Below are 17,569 nucleotides of genomic sequence, written 5' to 3' on the forward strand. Positions count from 1 at the left end.
GAGTGATCTAAATGCAAACAATAGCATTCAATGATTTTATGACAGGTAGCTATAAACAGAAGAGTGTGGAAGAAAAGAAAAAATCAAATGTAGGGAAAATAATTAGAAGAGTAGGTACATCAATTACTATTCCATTGTTGTTAGCTAAACCAGCCTTCGCTGCTACTCCTGAAGCAATTCCAGTTGGAGCAAAAGAATGGATGGGGGAACAAGCATTATCCACCTTGGCCCATGCATTGGATCCATTAGTTGATGTGTTAGTTGCTTTATCATTTCCAGTAGCTAGCGTAATTATTGTAGGTGGTTGCTTCTTCTTTATGCTAGGAAACAGTGAGAAGGCTTGGAGTACAATCCAAAACGCTGGATTAGGATACGTATTAATTCAACTATCTCCATTGATATTAAATGTCTTGAAACAGATAGGTGGTGCTATATAATAAGGATAATGGTTTCTTAAAATAAGATGTCTTTTGTGGGTTGAGGTGTTCCGCCTCCAACCCATATAGCAGCAATTTGCCCTAAAGCAGTTAATGTACTTATCCCACTGCCAATCGCATGTGCAAACAAACCTGCAATCGATCCTGCTAACGAAATTCCTGAAAAGCCAGAGCCGTCTAAGCCTGTAATAACTCCCACAGCTGTTAATGTAATGGCGCCGATTTCTTTTGTTAATGGAACAGTTGAAGCCAAGGCTACGCCGAGATCATTGACGATTCCATGGGATTCTTTTGGAAGAAAGTCACCGATGATCGTACTAAAACCTGAGTCACCTAAATAAAAGAAGGCGGCGATTGGAATAACAGGACCAAAAACTTTAAAGCCAAATTGGAATCCTTCGATCAAATAACTTGTTGTTTTCTCCAACCCTTTATTTTTATAACTTACTAATGTTATTAAAAGTAGAATGAAAATCGATGTTCCGCCAACTAGTGCCGTAGCATCTCCCCCCTGTAAATCTAAAAGAGACATGGCAACGACATCAAGGATAAAGAGAATCGGAATAAGGATAGCAAACAATTTCCTTTGTGTGCTGCTAAGTAGTAATCTATTTACTTGCGGAAGAATATCCGATTTATTAGCAGAGGTGGCTCCAGTTGAAAACGTAAGAGTTCCTCTTTTCATATCGCGTTTAATAAAATAGAACGCAGTAATAGTTGTCACAAGCCCCATAACAATGACAAGTGGAATGCTTGCATGCATGACATCTTGGACTGGTATACCAGCTGCATCTGCTGTAAGCTTTGGAGCAGCTTGAATGATAAAATCTCCTGATAATGCTATGCCGTGACCAAATAAATTCATTGCCATGGCAACTGCTATTCCTGGCAGACCGACACGTAAAGCTACTGGCAACAGTACAGCCCCGATTAATGCCACAGCTGGTGATGGCCAGAAGAAGAAAGAAATCAACATCATTACTATCCCTATCGTCCAATAAGCGAGACCAGGTGAACGAATGAGTTTGGAAAAGGGAGAAATCATCACATCATTAATACCAGTTTTCGTCAGAATTTTACTCATTGCCACAATAATAGAGATGACAACGATAGTAGGTAACAATTCTGTAATCGCAAAGATGAAGCTATTAAAAATGCTGCTAATCGAGGTACTTAGGGAACCTGTCGCTGTTATCGCCAAAAGAAAGATTCCGACGATACAAATAAAGGTAGTATCTCTTCTCATTACCATAAAGCCGATGATAAAGACAATGAATAATACATATATCCAATGAAGTGCTGTTAATTCGATATCCAAATAAATACAGCTCCTTTCCCGATTTAAAGTCGATGATGCTATAGGCATCTATCACAATTCGGTTAATACAGATTATGTCGCTGTATGTAAAAGGTGATTGGTTCTCCTGTGAAAAATGGGGAGTTTACCTTATTCCTTTTGAAGCAGATGAAACGTTCATGTTAAAAGAATCAAGAAAGAATAAAGGAGGTGTAATAGACTCCTTCTCAAGATGGAGAAAAAAACATCGAAAGAAGGAGCAAAAAAATTCATAATGGTAGTACAATAGGTTTATATTTTAAAAATGTAATACTTTTTAGAATTATACGAATACAAAGGATGTTTTGTTTGTTGAAACCCAATATTCTAGATATAGATGTCTAAAGAAAGAAGGGGAGTTTTTGAGAAAATCTATCTCCAAAATAATGTTTTCTATTAGTTTACTGATTGTGGGAGTAATTTTATTACTTGTTAATATCGGTGTCATTTCCTTGGAAATAAAAAAATTATTTGTCATAATATATCCGTTTTTGTTGCTTATTTACGGGCTGCTTTCTCTCTATCAAATAGCGATTAAGCGAAAAAGTAATTTGTTTTTCACCTTGTTTCTTCTTACCTTCTCCAGTCTCTTAATATTGGATCGTTTTCAAATATTAGAATTCAAATTTATGGATTTTTGGAGGTTGTGGCCATTAATTATTATTTTAATGGCATTAGGATTAATAAAACCTAAATTTACCTTTGAAATAAATAGTATGGGAAAACGGTATACTACGAAATCTTTTCGAATCGGAGATGTTAAATATAACACAGACAATTGGGCTGTTGAGCCGATGGAGATTTCGCATGGGATAGGAGATGTCTATCTCGATTTTAGCAAAGCTTTTATTCCTGAAGGGGAAACAGAACTATTTATCCATGCAAGAATTGGTGATGTGAAAATTATTGTTCCAGATGATCTAGCGATTTATGTGCATGCAGAAGCAAAGATTGGAGAAGTACGAATTCTCCAGTCGATTAAGGACGGGATAGGAAATAGCATGGAGTTTAAATCTGCTGATTATGAAGAGGCCATAAAAAAGATTAAGTTAAATATTTTACTTAATATAGGCGATATTACAGTGCAAAAAGTATAAGGGGGAAACATGAAACAGACAAATAGCCGCTACGGGTATTACCGAAATGTAGTGTTAACAAGTTTAATTAGTTCATTGTTGTTATTTATAAGTATGTACACATTTCCATATTATGTAATGTCGACGATAGGAAGTTTTGTTTTAGCTGTAATCTGGTTTTTCCTCACAACAATGATCGGTTTTTATTTTGCTTTTAAATGGAACAGCACGCTAAAGAAACAGTTAGATGAAGTATTTTGGTTTACATCCTCTTTAAGGAGAGGGAAAGTACCGCAAAAAATGCAGCTTGCAACAAATGAGTATGTGTATGATTTAAAAGAAGAACTTAATAAACTTGCTGATTATCAACAAGAGCAAGTGCATTCTCTGCAGAGATTAGCAAATGAAAAAACAACACTAGGTCAAACAGCGCACAATGCTGCAGTAATAGAAGAAAGACAACGACTGGCAAGGGATTTGCATGATGTAGTTAGTCAACAATTATTTGCTTTAAATATGATGTCTTCTGCTGCTTATAAAATTTTTGATAGTGATCCCATATTAGCGAAACAACAGTTAAAGGAAATTGTTTCGATTGCTGGAAAAGCTCAAGGAGAAATGCGAGCGTTATTACTTCATTTAAGACCTATTGAATTAAGCAATGATACACTGTGCGATGGCATTATTAAACTTATTCAAGAGCTGAAAGGAAAAACAACGCTTCATTTTTCTGCAAGTATTGATGAAATAGAAGGCTTATCTACAGCTGGACAAGAACATTTATTTCGAATTGTTCAAGAAGCTTTGTCAAATGTGCTTCGTCATTCTCATGCAGATAAAGTAAGAATCATTTTGGAAGAACGTGGAGAATATGCTTCTCTACATATAAGTGATAACGGCAAAGGCTTTGATCCAACTATAGAGAGGATTGCATCATATGGATTAAAAACAATGAGAGAACGATGTGAGGAAATTGGTGGTGTGATGGAAATTCGTTCGAAAATTGGTGAAGGCACATATATCGATATTAGAGTTCCGATAAAGGGGTGGGAGAAATGATTAAAGTGGTAGTAGTAGATGATCATGAAATGGTGCGAAAAGGAATCATTTCTTATTTAATGACAGAGTCTAATATGCAAATCGTGGGAGAAGCAAATAATGGCAAGGTAGCAGTTCAGCTTGTGTTAAAGGAAAAACCAGATATTGTGCTAATGGATTTATTAATGGAAAATGGCAATGGAATGGAAGCAACAAAGGCTATTTTAATGGATTATCCTAGCTGCAAAGTTATCATTATCACTAGCTTTTATGATGAGGCACAAGTAATTCCGGCAATAGAGGCAGGTGCTTTTAGCTATCTATTAAAAACGGCAAGCGCTTCTGAAGTTGTTCATGCCATTAATAAAGCATATAGTGGGGAAGCAGTGATTGAACCGAAAGTTGCTAACGTAATGGTGAAAAAATTGCGAGCAACAGAACGAAAACCTCATGATGAGTTAACGGAAAGAGAATTTGAAGTACTAATGTGTATTGGTGAGGGGATGACAAATCAAGCAATTAGTGAAGAACTTTACATAGGGATAAAAACAGTGAAGACTCATGTTAGCAATATCTTATCAAAATTAGGAGTAGCCGACCGAACACAAGCAGCTGTGTATGCGAATAGAAATGGCATTATTAAAACAAGGTAGTCATTTGTTCATAGGCTACAAGGATTTTTTTATTCCACACTTAACGGACAGTAAGACTTTGGCAGTAAGCTTAAGAGCATTTGAGGAAGAGAGGCGGGAGATCAACTGTCCGTAAAGGTCCGAATGATTCAACTAACCACCAGTGGGGGATGAAGAAGAACCGCCACTGATGGAAATTTCATTTTATGACTCCACTTCTTCAGGAATAGTTAATTGGACAAAGTAGGGTTTTCCATTAAAGATAGAGTGTTGGGAAGAATTCCAGCTCTTTTCACTGTTTTTGCCAATTGGCGCATTAGCATTTTCTGGCTGTTGCTTCCACTTAATATAACTAGCTTTTTCTTCCCATAGGCAAAAGAGAATATAAGTGTCTCCCTTTCTAGGGCGAAGAAATCGAATAGCCGTCATTGTTCTGTTCGGGTGAGAAGTAAAGTAATGGAGCATATTATGTTCGAAAATAGGTTTATTCTCTTCATTTACTGGAATGTGATTCATTGTAATAAAACCTTTGTTTTCTAACACTCCATCGCTGAATAAAATATCATAGCTTCTTGGTTCTTGAAATAAAGAAGGGGTTTGGCTTTCATGAAGCAGTATCGCCCGATCGCTAGTTTCATCTTGCATTAACAATAATGTTTCTTTAGAAAATTCACTCTCGTATTTTTTCCTTAAATAATCATAGGTTCCGCTTGTAAGATAGATATTCAATAATCTCCCTCCAATATAACAAAGATTTTAAGCATACAATAGAAGGGGAAGGTTACGATGAAATCCCCTTAAACTTCTACATAACTAATTATATAACCTATTTTGTATATCCTTATAATAAAAATTGTTTTATTTCACAAATTAATATTATAAGCATACCTCTTTCATTGTAACTTATTTTTACCTACAACCTATTCAAATAGGTTTTCACAAAGTAAATTTTTTTCGCGTGCTTTCAGTATAATTGTTAGAGTAAAGGTCTTCGGTTTTTTCGGGTAAAAATGTCTAAATTGTGACAAAGTGATAAGTTATCTATGCAAAGGTAGTGAAAAAGATATATTATTAAAATATATGTATATGGAAAATGAATATTTTTACATTAAGTAAAGAGAGAGTGGGGTGTCTAGATGTGGACATTCCTTTTTAGCCCACTCTTAACGGACAGTAAGACTCAACCGTAAGCTTATGAGAATACGAGGAAGCTAGGTGGGAGATCAACTGTCCGTAAAGGTCCGATTGGTTCAACTAACCATCAGTGGGGGAGGAAGGAAAACCCCCACTGATGGAAGTTTCACTTTATTGGTAATGGTATGGCTATAAGAAGAGGGATAGGTAGTTTCTTTTATAAAAAATCCTCCCCACAAAACTTTTTACTTGCATATTATTTATAAATATTATAACTTAATAATGATTATAAATAAGTGGAATGTATAAATTACTATAGATAAATGGAATACATACCTTTGAAAGGTGGACTTATAGAGGATGAGCAAACAAGTGAAAGATACATTTATTAAAGCGGCAAAAGGACAGCAGACGGATTATGTTCCAGTTTGGTATATGCGGCAAGCTGGCCGTTCCCAGCCTGAGTACCGAGCAATTAAAGAGAAATATTCTTTATTTGAAATAACACATCAGCCAGAATTATGTGCTTATGTGACAAAATTACCTGTTGATCAGTATGATGTAGATGCTGCGGTATTATATAAAGATATTATGACACCACTGCCGGCAATTGGTGTGGATGTGGAAATAAAATCAGGAATTGGACCAGTGATAGAGAATCCTATTCAGTCAATGGATGATGTTTCAAGACTTGGTATGTTACATCCTGAACAAGATATTAAATATGTCCTTGACACAATTAAGCTCCTTACAACTGAGCAATTAAATGTACCTTTAATTGGTTTTTCTGGTGCTCCTTTTACCCTTGCTAGTTACATGATTGAAGGTGGACCATCCAAAAACTATCATAAAACAAAAGCATTTATGTATGCGAAACCAGAAGCTTGGTATGCTCTAATGGAAAAACTTGGTGATATGGTTGTTACTTACGTGAAGGCACAGATTAGTGCAGGAGCAAGTGCGATTCAAATTTTTGATTCATGGGTGGGAGCATTAAATGTGGAGGACTACCGCTTATTTATAAAGCCTGTAATGAAAAGAATTTTTTCAGAGTTAGCGAATGAAAATGTACCTTTCATTATGCATGGAGTAGGGGCAAGTCATTTGGCTCTTGAATGGAATGATCTTCCTCTTGATGTTGTTGGGCTAGATTGGAGATTACCTATATCTAAAGCAAGAAAAATGGGGATAACCAAAGCTGTTCAAGGAAATCTAGATCCTGCTGTGCTTCTTGCACCATGGAGTGTTATTGAAGAAAGAGCGAAAACAATCATTGAGCAGGGAATAGAACAACCAGGCTTTATCTTTAATTTAGGACATGGTGTATTTCCGGATGTAGATCCTGCTGTGTTGAAAAGATTGACTGGTTTTATTCATGAGTATTCTGGTGATTTATTAAGTAAGCTTGTTGGTAAATAAAAATCACTTTTACGGATATCTACAGTTAGAAGGATATAAAATATATAGAAAGAAAAGAGGTAATGAAAATGACTCGCAAAAAAATGGGCCTTCTAGTCATGGCGTATGGAACTCCATATAAGGAAGAAGATATTGAAAGATATTATACAGATATTAGACATGGAAGAAAGCCGACAGATGAAATGCTTGAAGATTTAAAAAGTCGCTATGAAGCAATCGGAGGCATTTCCCCTTTGGCAAAAATCACGCTGGAACAGGCAAAGGGATTAGAAGCGCATCTTAATGAGATTCAAGCTGATATTGAATTTAAAATGTATTTAGGTTTAAAACACATTGAACCATTTGTAGAAGATGCAGTAAAGATGATGCATGACGATGGAATTCAAGAGGCATTTAGTATTGTTTTAGCTCCTCACTATTCTACTTTCAGTATTAAAGCTTATAATACTCGTGCGAAAGCAGAAGCAGACAAACTAGGTGGCTTAACGATTCATAGTATGGAAAGCTGGTATAAGGAGCCTAAGTTTATTAACTATTGGGTCAACCAATTAAAAGAGACGTACGCAAAAATGTCTCAGGATGAAAGAGAAAATGCAGCTTTAATTGTATCTGCACATAGCTTACCAGAAAAAATTCTTCAATATGGAGATCCTTATCCGGAACAATTAAAGGAAACAGCAGAGTTAATAGCAAAGGGAGCAGGAATTTCTACTTATTATCTTGGCTGGCAAAGTGCAGGTAATACACCAGATCCTTGGCTTGGTCCAGATGTTCAGGATTTAACAAGAGATTTACATGCTAAGTATGGATATAAAGCATTTGTGTATGTTCCAGTAGGCTTTGTAGCTGAACATTTAGAAGTTTTATATGACAATGATTACGAATGCCTCGTCGTTACGAAAGAAGTTGGGGCAAGTTATTATCGACCAAAAATGCCGAATGCACAGCCAGAATTTATTGATGCATTAGCAACAGCTGTTTTAAAAGAAATTGCTGCGCCTATTAAAGGGTAAATGACAAAATTATTTTTTTCTTGTTATTATTATATTGTAAACGGAACCAAGTGATTTTTACGAAAATCACTTGGTTTCTTTTGTTGCAACAGATTTAACACTGTGATATATTCATTTTTGTACTAACTGACCGAAATGTTATTTTAGTCAGTTTCGGTGGAAAATAAGGCTGATTTCATAAAAAGCATGTTCCTTTTGACATTATTGAAAAGCGCGATGGAACGAACCTAGACTAAAGATTAGTCATAATAAAGTTAATTAATGGAGAACGTCAAAGCAGACTGGTGTATGTTTTCTTCAACATGAAAAGATAACTTAAGAAAGAGGTGGGAGATTTGGCTGTTGATCGTAGGAAGCTTATTTTAGAGGCGGCAACAAAATCATTTTCTATGTTTGGCTATAAAGCAACTACTATGGATCATGTCGCTAAAATTGCAAACGTAGGAAAAGGAACGATTTATACCTTTTTTAAGAATAAGGAAGAACTGTTTTTTGAAATTATTAATGATTTGATTGTGGAAATGAAGGAGAAAGCAGATGAATCATTTGATTCTTCCTCTACATTTATGGAAAATGCGCATCGAGCACTGATGAATATGATTGAATACCGAAAAGAGCACCAACTTACGGTTAAGCTTTTCCAAGAGCAACGCGAAATGGGTACTTTGGAAGTGAAAGAAGTAATTAGTCATTTAGAAAATGCCATATTAAATTACATGAAAATACGTGTCCAAGAAGCTGTTGATAAAGGAGAAATTAAAACACAGAATACGGAGTTAACTTCCTTTATTATTTTTAAAGTATATTTAGCGTTAATTTTTGAGTGGGAGAAACAGCACCCACCCCTAACTGCAGAGGAAATAGCTTCTAACTTTGAATTACATCTTTTTCATGGTTTAGCAAGTACGTCCAAAAGCTACTAAAGGAAAAAGATAGATAAATTCGATGCTTGTCCTTTATTGTTATCGGAAATTGTAAAGGATAAAATGATTTATCCCACTCTTAACGGACAGTAAGACTCCCCCCTCAATCTTCTGAGAATACGAGGAAGATGGGGGGGAGATCAAAGGTCCGATTGGTTCAACTAACCATCAGTGGGGAGGAAGGAAAAGCCTCACTGATGGAAGTTTCACTTTATTAAAAATGGAGGGAAATTACATGAAACAAAGTTTATTAAAGGCAGAGCTGTCCTCTATTTTTAAAAATAAAATGATGCTGATCTCTGTCATTGCTATTGTATTTATTCCAGTTTTATATGCTGGTATCTATTTATGGGCCTTCTGGGATCCGTATGGAAACTTAGATAAATTACCTGTTGCCGTTGTTAATGAAGATACCGGGACAGAGATGAATGGTAAATCGTTAGATATCGGAAAAGATTTAGTGGAAAATTTAAAGGATAGTGAAGATTTTAATTTTATTTTTGTAGATAAAGAAACGGCATATAAAGATTTAGAAAAACAAAAGTATTATATGCTGATTGAAATTCCCAAGGAATTTTCGGAAAATGCGACAACATTATTGGAAGATAATCCGCAAAAATTAGATTTGAAGTATGTTTCAAATCCAGGATATAACTTTATTTCTTCTCAAATAGGGAATTCTGCGATAGAAAAAATAAAACAAGGTGTTAGTAAAGAAGTGACTGAAACCTATGCGGAGTCTATATTTGAAAACATTACAGAAATGTCAGATGGCTTAAAAACGGCAAGTACTGGTGCAAAGGATTTAGAAGAAGGCACAGACAAAATTAAATCAGGCACGGAAGAAGTGTATAAAAATCTAGAAACGCTTGCTGAAAAGTCTATACAATTTTCTGATGGTGTAAATAGTGCAAATGATGGAGTGAAAGAGCTTGCTACTGGTGCAGGTGATTTAAATCAAGGATTATCCCAATTACAATCAGCACAGGGAGAATTAAATAGTGCTGCACAGAAATTGCAAGGGGGAGATCAAGCGATCCTTGATGGCGTTTCTCAAACGAAAGATGGAATTAATACAGTTAAAACAAATCTACCTTCCTTAATAGAGGGAGCAGATCAACTGCAATCAGGTTCAAATAAGTTAACGCAAAATTTGACTGAGTGGAGTGATAAATCTGAACAGTTAGCAGTTGGTGCAAATCAGTTGAATGAAGGGGCTAAAACCTTACAGGAAACAATTAATGCAATGATGCCAATGTTGCAAGGATTACCAGAAGAAAACAAACAACAGCTAGTAGCAGCACTTCAAGGCTTAGTGGACGGTAGTTCGTCGATTGCAACAAATACGAAAGCTTTGAGTCAAGCTGCAGACCAACTGGCAGCAGGTGGCGAGGGCTTATCTAATGGGTTAACGGACTTAAATGAAGGACAAAAACAGCTGCAATCAGGTGTTAATCAGCTAAGTGATGGTAGCAGCCAATTAGAAAATGGGGTAAAACAGCAGGTAGCTGGTCAAGAACAATTTGTTGCTGGGATGAATAAGTATGCTGCAGAGTTCTCAAAAGCTGTCGACGGTTCTTCTAAGTTAGCTACTGGTGCTAATACTCTGGTATCCGGAATGAATACACTTGCATCAGGATCGACTGCCTTATCAGATGGAACTAATTTACTAAAAAGTGGTTCAAAGGAATTGGTGAACGGAACTTCTTCCTTAGTTGATGGCAGTAAAGAGCTTGCCTCCAAATTATCAGATGGAGCAGAGGAAGCAAGTTCCATTCATTCAGATGAAAAAACATATGACATGATAGCTGAGCCAATCTTAGTTGATCAAGAAAAGGTATCAGACGTTCCAAACTATGGTACTGGTTTGGCACCATATTTCATTTCTCTTGGCTTATTTGTTGGTGCATTAATGCTCTCTATTGTGTTCTCTTTTGCAGAACCAGAAGAGCAGCCGAAGAGCGGTATTCGTTGGTTCTTAAGTAAAACAATCATTTTAATCGGTGTGGGTGTCTTACAGGCTCTTGTTGCTTCCTTTGTATTATTAGTCATTTTAGGTATGGAAGTGCAAAGTGTACCATTGTTCATCCTATTTACCGTGCTAACTAGTTTAGTATTTTTCTCGATTATCCAATTTTTTGTTACTTTATTTGGAAATCCTGGACGGTTTATTATCGTCATCATCATGATTTTCCAATTAACAACAAGTGCGGGTACTTTCCCGTTAGAGTTAATACCAAATGTGCTACAGCATATCCACAATCTATTGCCAATGTCTTATTCTGTAGCTGGATTAAAAGCTGTTATCTCTACAGGTGATTTAGAATTTATGTGGCATAATGCAGAGATTCTTGGTATTTATCCACTAATATTCTTTGCTGGTACAGCTGCTTACTTTATCTTTAAGTACAAACGTTATTATACAAATACGAAAGTAGAAGCAACTGTCGAATAAACGGAAAGCTGCTAACTTTGTATCTTCACAGGAACATCTATTGAACTTATTATCAATAGATAATGGTGGAGTTACTTAGTTGCAGCTTTTTTTAATGCTGTTACAAAAAAAACTTTGCCAATTCTATGAAAAAAGTACAAATGAAGTGATTATTTGCCGTTTTTTCGTTATAGTATAAAAGGGCAATTAAATTCGGGAAATTTGGATATAATTCTACAAAATTATAAGGGGTGTCTTTTTATGCTATTTATAGATAATAAAGGGATTACAGATCCGCGCATTAATCTAGCAATAGAAGAATATGCTTTGAAAAATTTAGACATAAATGAAACTTTTCTTTTATTTTATATAAATGAACCTTCTATCATTATTGGGAAAAACCAAAATACAATAGAAGAAATTAATACTGAATATGTTGAATCAAAAGGTATACATGTTGTTAGAAGATTGTCTGGCGGCGGTGCTGTTTATCATGATCTAGGTAATTTAAATTATAGCTTTATCACAAAGGATGACGGAGATAGCTTCCATAATTTTAGAAAATTCACGGAACCCGTTGTCCAAGCTCTTAAAAGTATGGGAGTAAATGCTGAATTAAGCGGACGTAACGATCTGCTTGCAGAAGGTAGAAAAATTTCAGGGAATGCCCAATTTTCTACAAGAGGCAGAATGTTTACACATGGTACCTTGTTATTTGATTCTGAAATGGATCATATTGTATCAGCCTTAAAAGTGAAAAAAGACAAGATCGAATCAAAAGGGATTAAATCAGTACGAAGCAGAGTTGCAAATATCACTGAGTTTCTTCCAGAAAAAATAGCAGTCGAAGAATTTCGCCGCTTGCTATTAATTTATCTTTTTGATGGGGAAGAGAATATTCAAGAATATGTATTAACAGCTGAAGATTGGGAGAAAATCCATCAACTATCAAAAGAAAGATACCAAAATTGGGATTGGAATTACGGAAAATCCCCTAAATTTAACTTACAGCATTCTCATCGTTTCCCAGTTGGCCAAATTGATGTAAGATTTGATGTAGTTAAAGGAATTGTGAAAAACTGCAAAATTTATGGTGACTTCTTTGGGGTTGGCGATGTAGAAGATATCGAAAAGCGATTGATTGGTGTCCGCTATGACCGCTCTGAATTAGAAAAGGCATTAGAAGACATTTCTATTAAGCATTATTTTGGAAATGTAACAAAAGAAGATTTTCTGCAATTAATTTATTGATCATATAGAAGAATAATTTTTAGGCATCTTAAATGATAGTAGGTATCTTATTATTTTGGATGCTTTTTTGTAGTTAAAAGTAAAAGCGGGTCCGTTCCATTGCGCTCACACTTTTAAAGTAAAGTGTAGCAGGGAATATGTTTTTTTAAATTAATGCGACTGTTGTCAGACTAATGATCTATGATAACGAGGAGTTTGCTTCCCTAAGGAAATAGTATCGGCTGAGACGCCTGGACAGAAGTAAAATAAATAGCAAAAATATCTCCTTTTAGTTCTAAAAAACTCTTTTTGGGACTACTTATTATAATAGGTTGTACTAGGCAGGCAGGAGGGAGATTATGACTAGAAAAATTGGTTTTTATGCAGTAGTTGCCTATGTGTTATACGGCTTGTTTTTTTATTGGTATTTATTTCAATACACTAGTCCAACTTTACCATTTGAATATCAGGGGTCACAAGCCGATCCGAGTACTTTTCTAAATAGTAGAGAATTGCTATTAAGTGAGGAATATTCGCGGGTAAGGAACTTTTTGTTTTTTATATCTACACCGTTTGAATGGCTTCTTTACTTATTTATTTTGTTATTTGGTTTTTCCAAAGTGTTTAAAAAGTGGGGAGAGACTTCTGCGAAACATAAGCCGTTGCAAACGGCAATTTATTTATTTTGGCTGAATATAACAGCGTTTATTCTTACATTTCCCATTAGTTATATCAGTTACTCTTTGTCGAAAACGTATCATATTTCTACCCAAAGCTTTCCTTCTTGGATGAAGGATCAATTAATTGATTTTTGGGTGAATTTTGTTATTGTATACCTTGTTGTCGTAGTCTTATATTGGCTAATGAGAAAGAGCCAAAAGAGATGGTGGCTTTATGGATGGTTTTTATCTATTCCGTTTACATTATTTCTTACGTTTATCCAGCCTGTCGTCATTGATCCTTTATATAATGATTTCACGCCTTTAAAGGATAAAGAATTAGAGACTGAGATATTGAAGCTGGCCAGTGCCTCCAATATACCAGCTGATCATGTATTTGAAGTGAATATGTCGGATAAAACGAGCGCATTAAATGCCTATGTAACAGGAATAGGAAGCAATGCAAGAATCGTGCTTTGGGATACAAGCTTAAAAGAATTAGAGAATGAGGAAATTTTGTTTGTAATGGCACATGAAATGGCTCACTATGTAGAAAAACATATTTACATCGGAATTAGTATTTCCTTATTCTTTTCCTTGTTTGGTTTGTATTTTGTTTATAAATTAATGCACTGGATTGTGAATAGATGGGGACCAGCCCTTAAAATATCGAAAATAGAGGATATCCAGTCTTTCCCTCTAGTTCTTTTATTAATTTCCATGTTACTTTTTGCTGTAAATCCATTAACTAATTTAATTTCAAGATATGAGGAAAAAAGGGCGGATAACTATGCAATCCAATTAACAGACAATCCGGAAGCTGGTATTGTTACTTTTCAAAAGCTAGCGAAAACAGGGTTGAGTGAGGTGAATCCCCCATTATTAGTAAAAATATTCCGCTATAGCCATCCGACAATGCTAGAAAGAATTAGTAAACTGGAAGAGGAAAGCATTCGTTTACAAAATGAGAAGCAATAAGGAACGGTTTTTACTTTTGGTTTGTTCATCTGATAGCAACTTGAATACACTTTGGAGTTCTTTCGGCGAATGGTGAGACAAGGTTTCACTATTTCTACAAGAATCAATGTATATTCAAGTTGCTCTTTGTATTTTTAAAAATATTCTATACAAAAAGATAAAAGGATGATTCAAAGAGCGTAATCCTAGCTAAGTGATTAGGCTTTTTGAATCATCCTTACATTTTAAGTAAATCTATTATTATCAAGTACCAAAGCGCTTACATAATAAGTTGAATTTAATACTTAGTTCATTGAACTTTTCTCTATCTTGTTCATCAATGGCTTTATCGATCAAGGACATCAAACTTGCTTTTTCATTATTTAATTGAATTTCTGAAAGCAACATTTCAATATAGAGGTCTTTTACATAAGTTTCCGCGTTTTTTTTAAGGGCACTTAACTTTGTAAACTCAGTATACGACTTGTCATTCATTGTCTTTCCCTCCTGATGCCTTTTTAATATTATATGGGAAAATTTGATAATTATCAATTTGTTTTTTAAAAATTTAGAAATTTGATTATAAAGTATGTCTATATTCTTAAAAATGAAATAAATAATTAAGTTTATTAGGTGAAAAGTGCTATTATAAGGGAGAATTACTAATAAAAGGAGTGGTTTATGGATGAAAGAAAATTACTTAATAGTAGATAAGTATTGTATTAATTACTACACGCTCGCAGTATTGCCTTACATCTTAACTAACGGTACTATTTATTCAAAGGTATATGAACATGATAAGGTATTCTTGTGCAAACTCACCCCGTTAATGATTGTCAAAACTACATGTGGTTATCTGGGCAGTTCCTATGAAGGGAGAAGAGACGGGACACGTAAATTAATGACATATCACCACAAGCTGCCAATTGTTATTGATGATTTTAATTCCATTTATTTTTTTCCAACTCACTCTCCTAGAAATAACAACTGCGCATGGATTTCTCTTCATCATATTCTCGATACCAAAAAAATAGAAGTGTCCAAAGTGAGAATCACCTTTCAAAATTTACAGAAAATAGAAGTGGATATTTCTCTTTATACGCTAAGAAATCAAATTATGCGGACGAACTCATTAAAAACTTTACAGCGCTATAATCATGAAGCAAGCATTAATCCTAAATTAACCTATAAAAGTTTACTGGTGGAAAAACAGAAGAAATTAGCTGAAACGCAAATGATCTATAAAAAAAAGAAGGGAAAATGAGATAGCTAACGCATGGATTTTTTTTATTTGTTATTGTTAACTAATAGTAAACCGCTTCACTAGCGTCGCATAAACATTGACGGAATTTTCCGTTATTAATTATCCTTACTTTTGAGTAAAAAGAAAGATGATTAAACATAGGTAGTAAACATCCATTTTTTTACTATACCTTGTGGCGAGTGTGATAGAGACAGTGATTGGCTTATGGGACAGTGTTTCCCCCTATTTTTCTCAACCAAATGTGTTCCGGTTTCCATAAAGCTGCTTTCAAATAACGACTAATTTGTAAGTACGATCGCTTACTTTTCGTGTTCCGTTGAGCCAGTACATTCAAGCAATAGACGATCATCGCTATATACACTTGGTTGTGCACAGCTTGTTCACTCTGTCCAAAGAATTTTTTGATATTCAAATGCTGTTTCATCCATTTGAAAAACAGTTCAATGGCCCACCGTGATTTGTAAAGTTCAGCGATTTCATCCGCACTTAAATCAAAACGATTCGTTAACAAGTGTAGCTCATTTCCTTTTGTATCCCATACTTTGATCAAACGGAAAACATTCTCCGATCGATTTTGTGTGGTTCCAATGACGACCATCTCATCCGATAACACAGAAGAATCTTCTGGTAACGAGAGTGTTTCAAGGCTACGTACAACCGCATTTTTACGCAGTCGAGAGACGAAGAAATAGCCTTCATCTGTCATGCGATCGAATCGTTCATAGTCCAAGTATCCACGATCAAACACATACATGCATTCTTTGTCATCGACCAGGATCTCAAGCTGGCCTCGGTCATGTTCGTTGGCATTTGTAAGCACGGATTGATCTGGATAGGAATGACCTTTTTCCATAAATACGAGGCGTAGATGGAGCTTCACACCAGATTTGGTTTTTCGAAATTTTGCCCACTTATGGTTGTTCAAGTTTAATGGTAATGTACTGGAATCAATAATTTTAAGAGGTGTTGTCGTTTTTCGTCTCGCTTGAAAATCAGTCTTCCGATGAATTTGCTTGACTAAATCAAGAAAAATAGTTTGGAAAAACTCCGTTGGAACCAGATTTAATCGCCTACCCAGTTGAGAGAAACTAATGGAATCAAGTTGAGTGGCGTTTTGTAATTCTTCTGAAAACACGCAATCACTTAATGCACGCAAACTCTCCGTTTCATGGAGTTGTGCATATAGTAGTAATTTCAAAAAGGAAGTCATATGCAGCTTCTTCGTATAGTAATTTAATTGATAGTTTTTCACTTGTTCCTCTAACAAATTGTTGGAAATAGGTGAAAGCCATTGTTCAAATGATGTTTTTCGTGTAAACTTATCCATGCGTTAGTCCTTTATTTTGGATTTGGATAGGTTACTACCACCAACCCATTATAAAGGCTTTTTTATAGAAAAGTTTATTTGCGGAAAATTTAATTTATTTAGCTATGTTGAATTATTTTAATGCGACACTAGTGAAACCGCTTATATAAATAATACTCTAATAATTCCTGAGCTTTATTACGAAGGCGTGGGTTAAAGTAGTTATGAAATTCCTCATATCCGTTATAAATAAATAAAAACATGGTAAATGCTTCATCACGATTTACTTCTTGTATCTTCATTGTATGCCTATACATATAACTCTTCGTTTTTTTAAACTCCAATTGTACTGCTTTCATTGAATTTTCGATAAGGTCTATATAAGGTTGTTTTAATTTAAAATTACTTATTTTGACGACCTGTAGATCCCGATTAAGTATAGTTAAAAGCATAGGAAGATAAATGGCCTTTTCCATAATGTCTCTTTGTATTTCAGGAATTCGTGTCATATCCTTTAGCCCCTTCTTTTTTTGATGGATAGAACGTTTGTTCTTATATGATAATACTTGTTTTGTTTCTTATTTTCAAGTGAATAATTGCAGGAAGTGGAATGTTAAGCATACAATTTCTTTAAAAACTTCTAAAAGATGTTTGTTTTTTCAATAGGAAAACTTAAGGTATAGAATAACTAAGCAGCCTGAATTATGTAGA

Annotated in this window: 16 protein-coding genes; 11 read left to right on the plus strand and 5 right to left on the minus strand. The window is 34.9% G+C overall.

Translation table 11 applies throughout. The annotated features are described in order from the left end of the window. Positions 1-11: 11 nt before the first annotated feature. Positions 12-437: a hypothetical protein gene (locus NKG37_RS13010; protein WP_254414783.1), complete on the plus strand. Its 426-nt coding sequence runs from the start codon at positions 12-14 to the stop codon at positions 435-437. A gap of 16 nt (positions 438-453) precedes the next feature. On the opposite strand, the gene NKG37_RS13015 is transcribed toward NKG37_RS13010, so the two are convergent. Next, the gene (locus NKG37_RS13015; RefSeq protein WP_224428573.1) at positions 454-1,755 is read right to left on the minus strand and encodes a hypothetical protein; all 1,302 of its coding nucleotides are present in this window, start codon (positions 1,753-1,755) and stop codon (positions 454-456) included. A gap of 380 nt (positions 1,756-2,135) precedes the next feature. Here NKG37_RS13015 and liaF point away from each other — a divergent pair, with 380 nt between their 5' ends. From liaF to NKG37_RS13030, 3 genes are read left to right on the plus strand one after another with little or no spacing between them, the layout of a single operon-like run. After that, positions 2,136-2,870, plus strand: coding sequence for a cell wall-active antibiotics response protein LiaF (gene liaF, locus NKG37_RS13020; protein ID WP_016202005.1), 735 nt, complete (start codon positions 2,136-2,138; stop codon positions 2,868-2,870). A gap of 9 nt (positions 2,871-2,879) precedes the next feature. Then, a complete protein-coding gene (locus NKG37_RS13025; protein WP_254414784.1) occupies positions 2,880-3,908 on the plus strand; it encodes a sensor histidine kinase in 1,029 nt (342 codons plus the stop codon). Continuing rightward, a complete protein-coding gene (locus NKG37_RS13030) occupies positions 3,905-4,540 on the plus strand; it encodes a response regulator (RefSeq protein WP_169188083.1) in 636 nt (211 codons plus the stop codon). Before NKG37_RS13025 ends, NKG37_RS13030 begins: the two co-directional genes overlap by 4 nt. 183 nt (positions 4,541-4,723) lie before the next feature. On the opposite strand, the gene NKG37_RS13035 is transcribed toward NKG37_RS13030, so the two are convergent. Then, positions 4,724-5,248 (minus strand): hypothetical protein, encoded by a 525-nt coding sequence (locus tag NKG37_RS13035; protein WP_016202008.1) that lies wholly within the window; start codon positions 5,246-5,248, stop codon positions 4,724-4,726. A 765-nt stretch (positions 5,249-6,013) separates the two neighbouring features. On the opposite strand from NKG37_RS13035, the gene hemE reads away from it, so the two are divergent. The 6 genes from hemE (at position 6,014) to NKG37_RS13065 (ending at position 14,309) form a co-directional block, all read left to right on the plus strand. Then, a complete protein-coding gene (gene hemE, locus NKG37_RS13040) occupies positions 6,014-7,072 on the plus strand; it encodes a uroporphyrinogen decarboxylase (RefSeq protein WP_169188084.1) in 1,059 nt (352 codons plus the stop codon). Positions 7,073-7,140: 68 nt separating this feature from the next. Further along, a complete protein-coding gene (gene hemH, locus NKG37_RS13045; protein WP_016202010.1) occupies positions 7,141-8,085 on the plus strand; it encodes a ferrochelatase in 945 nt (314 codons plus the stop codon). 335 nt (positions 8,086-8,420) lie between these two features. After that, entirely contained in the window at positions 8,421-9,008 is a 588-nt protein-coding gene (locus tag NKG37_RS13050; protein WP_016202011.1) for a TetR/AcrR family transcriptional regulator, read from the plus strand. Positions 9,009-9,243: 235 nt separating this feature from the next. Continuing rightward, complete coding sequence (locus NKG37_RS13055) at positions 9,244-11,463, plus strand: YhgE/Pip domain-containing protein (RefSeq protein WP_016202012.1); 2,220 nt, start codon at positions 9,244-9,246, stop codon at positions 11,461-11,463. Positions 11,464-11,703: 240 nt separating this feature from the next. Continuing rightward, positions 11,704-12,693: a lipoate--protein ligase gene (locus tag NKG37_RS13060; protein WP_169188085.1), complete on the plus strand. Its 990-nt coding sequence runs from the start codon at positions 11,704-11,706 to the stop codon at positions 12,691-12,693. Positions 12,694-13,031: 338 nt separating this feature from the next. Then, complete coding sequence (locus NKG37_RS13065) at positions 13,032-14,309, plus strand: M48 family metallopeptidase (protein ID WP_101730353.1); 1,278 nt, start codon at positions 13,032-13,034, stop codon at positions 14,307-14,309. 243 nt (positions 14,310-14,552) lie between these two features. Here the strand turns inward: NKG37_RS13065 and NKG37_RS13070 are convergent, their stop codons facing one another. Continuing rightward, entirely contained in the window at positions 14,553-14,783 is a 231-nt protein-coding gene (locus tag NKG37_RS13070) for an IDEAL domain-containing protein (RefSeq protein WP_016202015.1), read from the minus strand. A gap of 190 nt (positions 14,784-14,973) precedes the next feature. Here NKG37_RS13070 and NKG37_RS13075 point away from each other — a divergent pair, with 190 nt between their 5' ends. Then, positions 14,974-15,552 carry a competence protein ComK gene (locus NKG37_RS13075; protein ID WP_169188086.1) on the plus strand — a complete coding sequence of 193 codons (579 nt, stop codon included), beginning with the start codon at positions 14,974-14,976 and terminating at the stop codon, positions 15,550-15,552. 202 nt (positions 15,553-15,754) lie between these two features. On the opposite strand, the gene NKG37_RS13080 is transcribed toward NKG37_RS13075, so the two are convergent. Beyond that, positions 15,755-16,879, minus strand: coding sequence for an IS4 family transposase (locus NKG37_RS13080; RefSeq protein WP_016205491.1), 1,125 nt, complete (start codon positions 16,877-16,879; stop codon positions 15,755-15,757). Positions 16,880-17,007: 128 nt separating this feature from the next. Beyond that, the gene (locus NKG37_RS13085; RefSeq protein WP_169188087.1) at positions 17,008-17,367 is read right to left on the minus strand and encodes a YhjD family protein; all 360 of its coding nucleotides are present in this window, start codon (positions 17,365-17,367) and stop codon (positions 17,008-17,010) included. Positions 17,368-17,569 lie beyond the last annotated feature (202 nt).

It is taken from the genome of Niallia sp. RD1 (assembly GCF_024219955.1).
Taxonomy (GTDB): Bacteria; Bacillota; Bacilli; order Bacillales; family Cytobacillaceae; genus Niallia; species Niallia alba.

Excerpts from the sequence above, each read along its gene's own strand:
- NKG37_RS13010 (WP_254414783.1), top strand. The coding sequence starts at position 12 with ATGCAAACAATAGCATTCAATGATTTTATGACAGGTAGCTATAAACAG.
- NKG37_RS13025 (WP_254414784.1), top strand. The coding sequence starts at position 2,880 with ATGAAACAGACAAATAGCCGCTACGGGTATTACCGAAATGTAGTGTTA.
- NKG37_RS13030 (WP_169188083.1), top strand. The coding sequence starts at position 3,905 with ATGATTAAAGTGGTAGTAGTAGATGATCATGAAATGGTGCGAAAAGGA.
- hemE (WP_169188084.1), top strand. The coding sequence starts at position 6,014 with ATGAGCAAACAAGTGAAAGATACATTTATTAAAGCGGCAAAAGGACAG.
- hemH (WP_016202010.1), top strand. The coding sequence starts at position 7,141 with ATGACTCGCAAAAAAATGGGCCTTCTAGTCATGGCGTATGGAACTCCA.
- NKG37_RS13055 (WP_016202012.1), top strand. The coding sequence starts at position 9,244 with ATGAAACAAAGTTTATTAAAGGCAGAGCTGTCCTCTATTTTTAAAAAT.
- NKG37_RS13060 (WP_169188085.1), top strand. The coding sequence starts at position 11,704 with ATGCTATTTATAGATAATAAAGGGATTACAGATCCGCGCATTAATCTA.
- NKG37_RS13065 (WP_101730353.1), top strand. The coding sequence starts at position 13,032 with ATGACTAGAAAAATTGGTTTTTATGCAGTAGTTGCCTATGTGTTATAC.
- NKG37_RS13070 (WP_016202015.1), bottom strand. The coding sequence starts at position 14,783 with ATGAATGACAAGTCGTATACTGAGTTTACAAAGTTAAGTGCCCTTAAA.
- NKG37_RS13075 (WP_169188086.1), top strand. The coding sequence starts at position 14,974 with ATGAAAGAAAATTACTTAATAGTAGATAAGTATTGTATTAATTACTAC.
- NKG37_RS13080 (WP_016205491.1), bottom strand. The coding sequence starts at position 16,879 with ATGGATAAGTTTACACGAAAAACATCATTTGAACAATGGCTTTCACCT.
- NKG37_RS13085 (WP_169188087.1), bottom strand. The coding sequence starts at position 17,367 with ATGACACGAATTCCTGAAATACAAAGAGACATTATGGAAAAGGCCATT.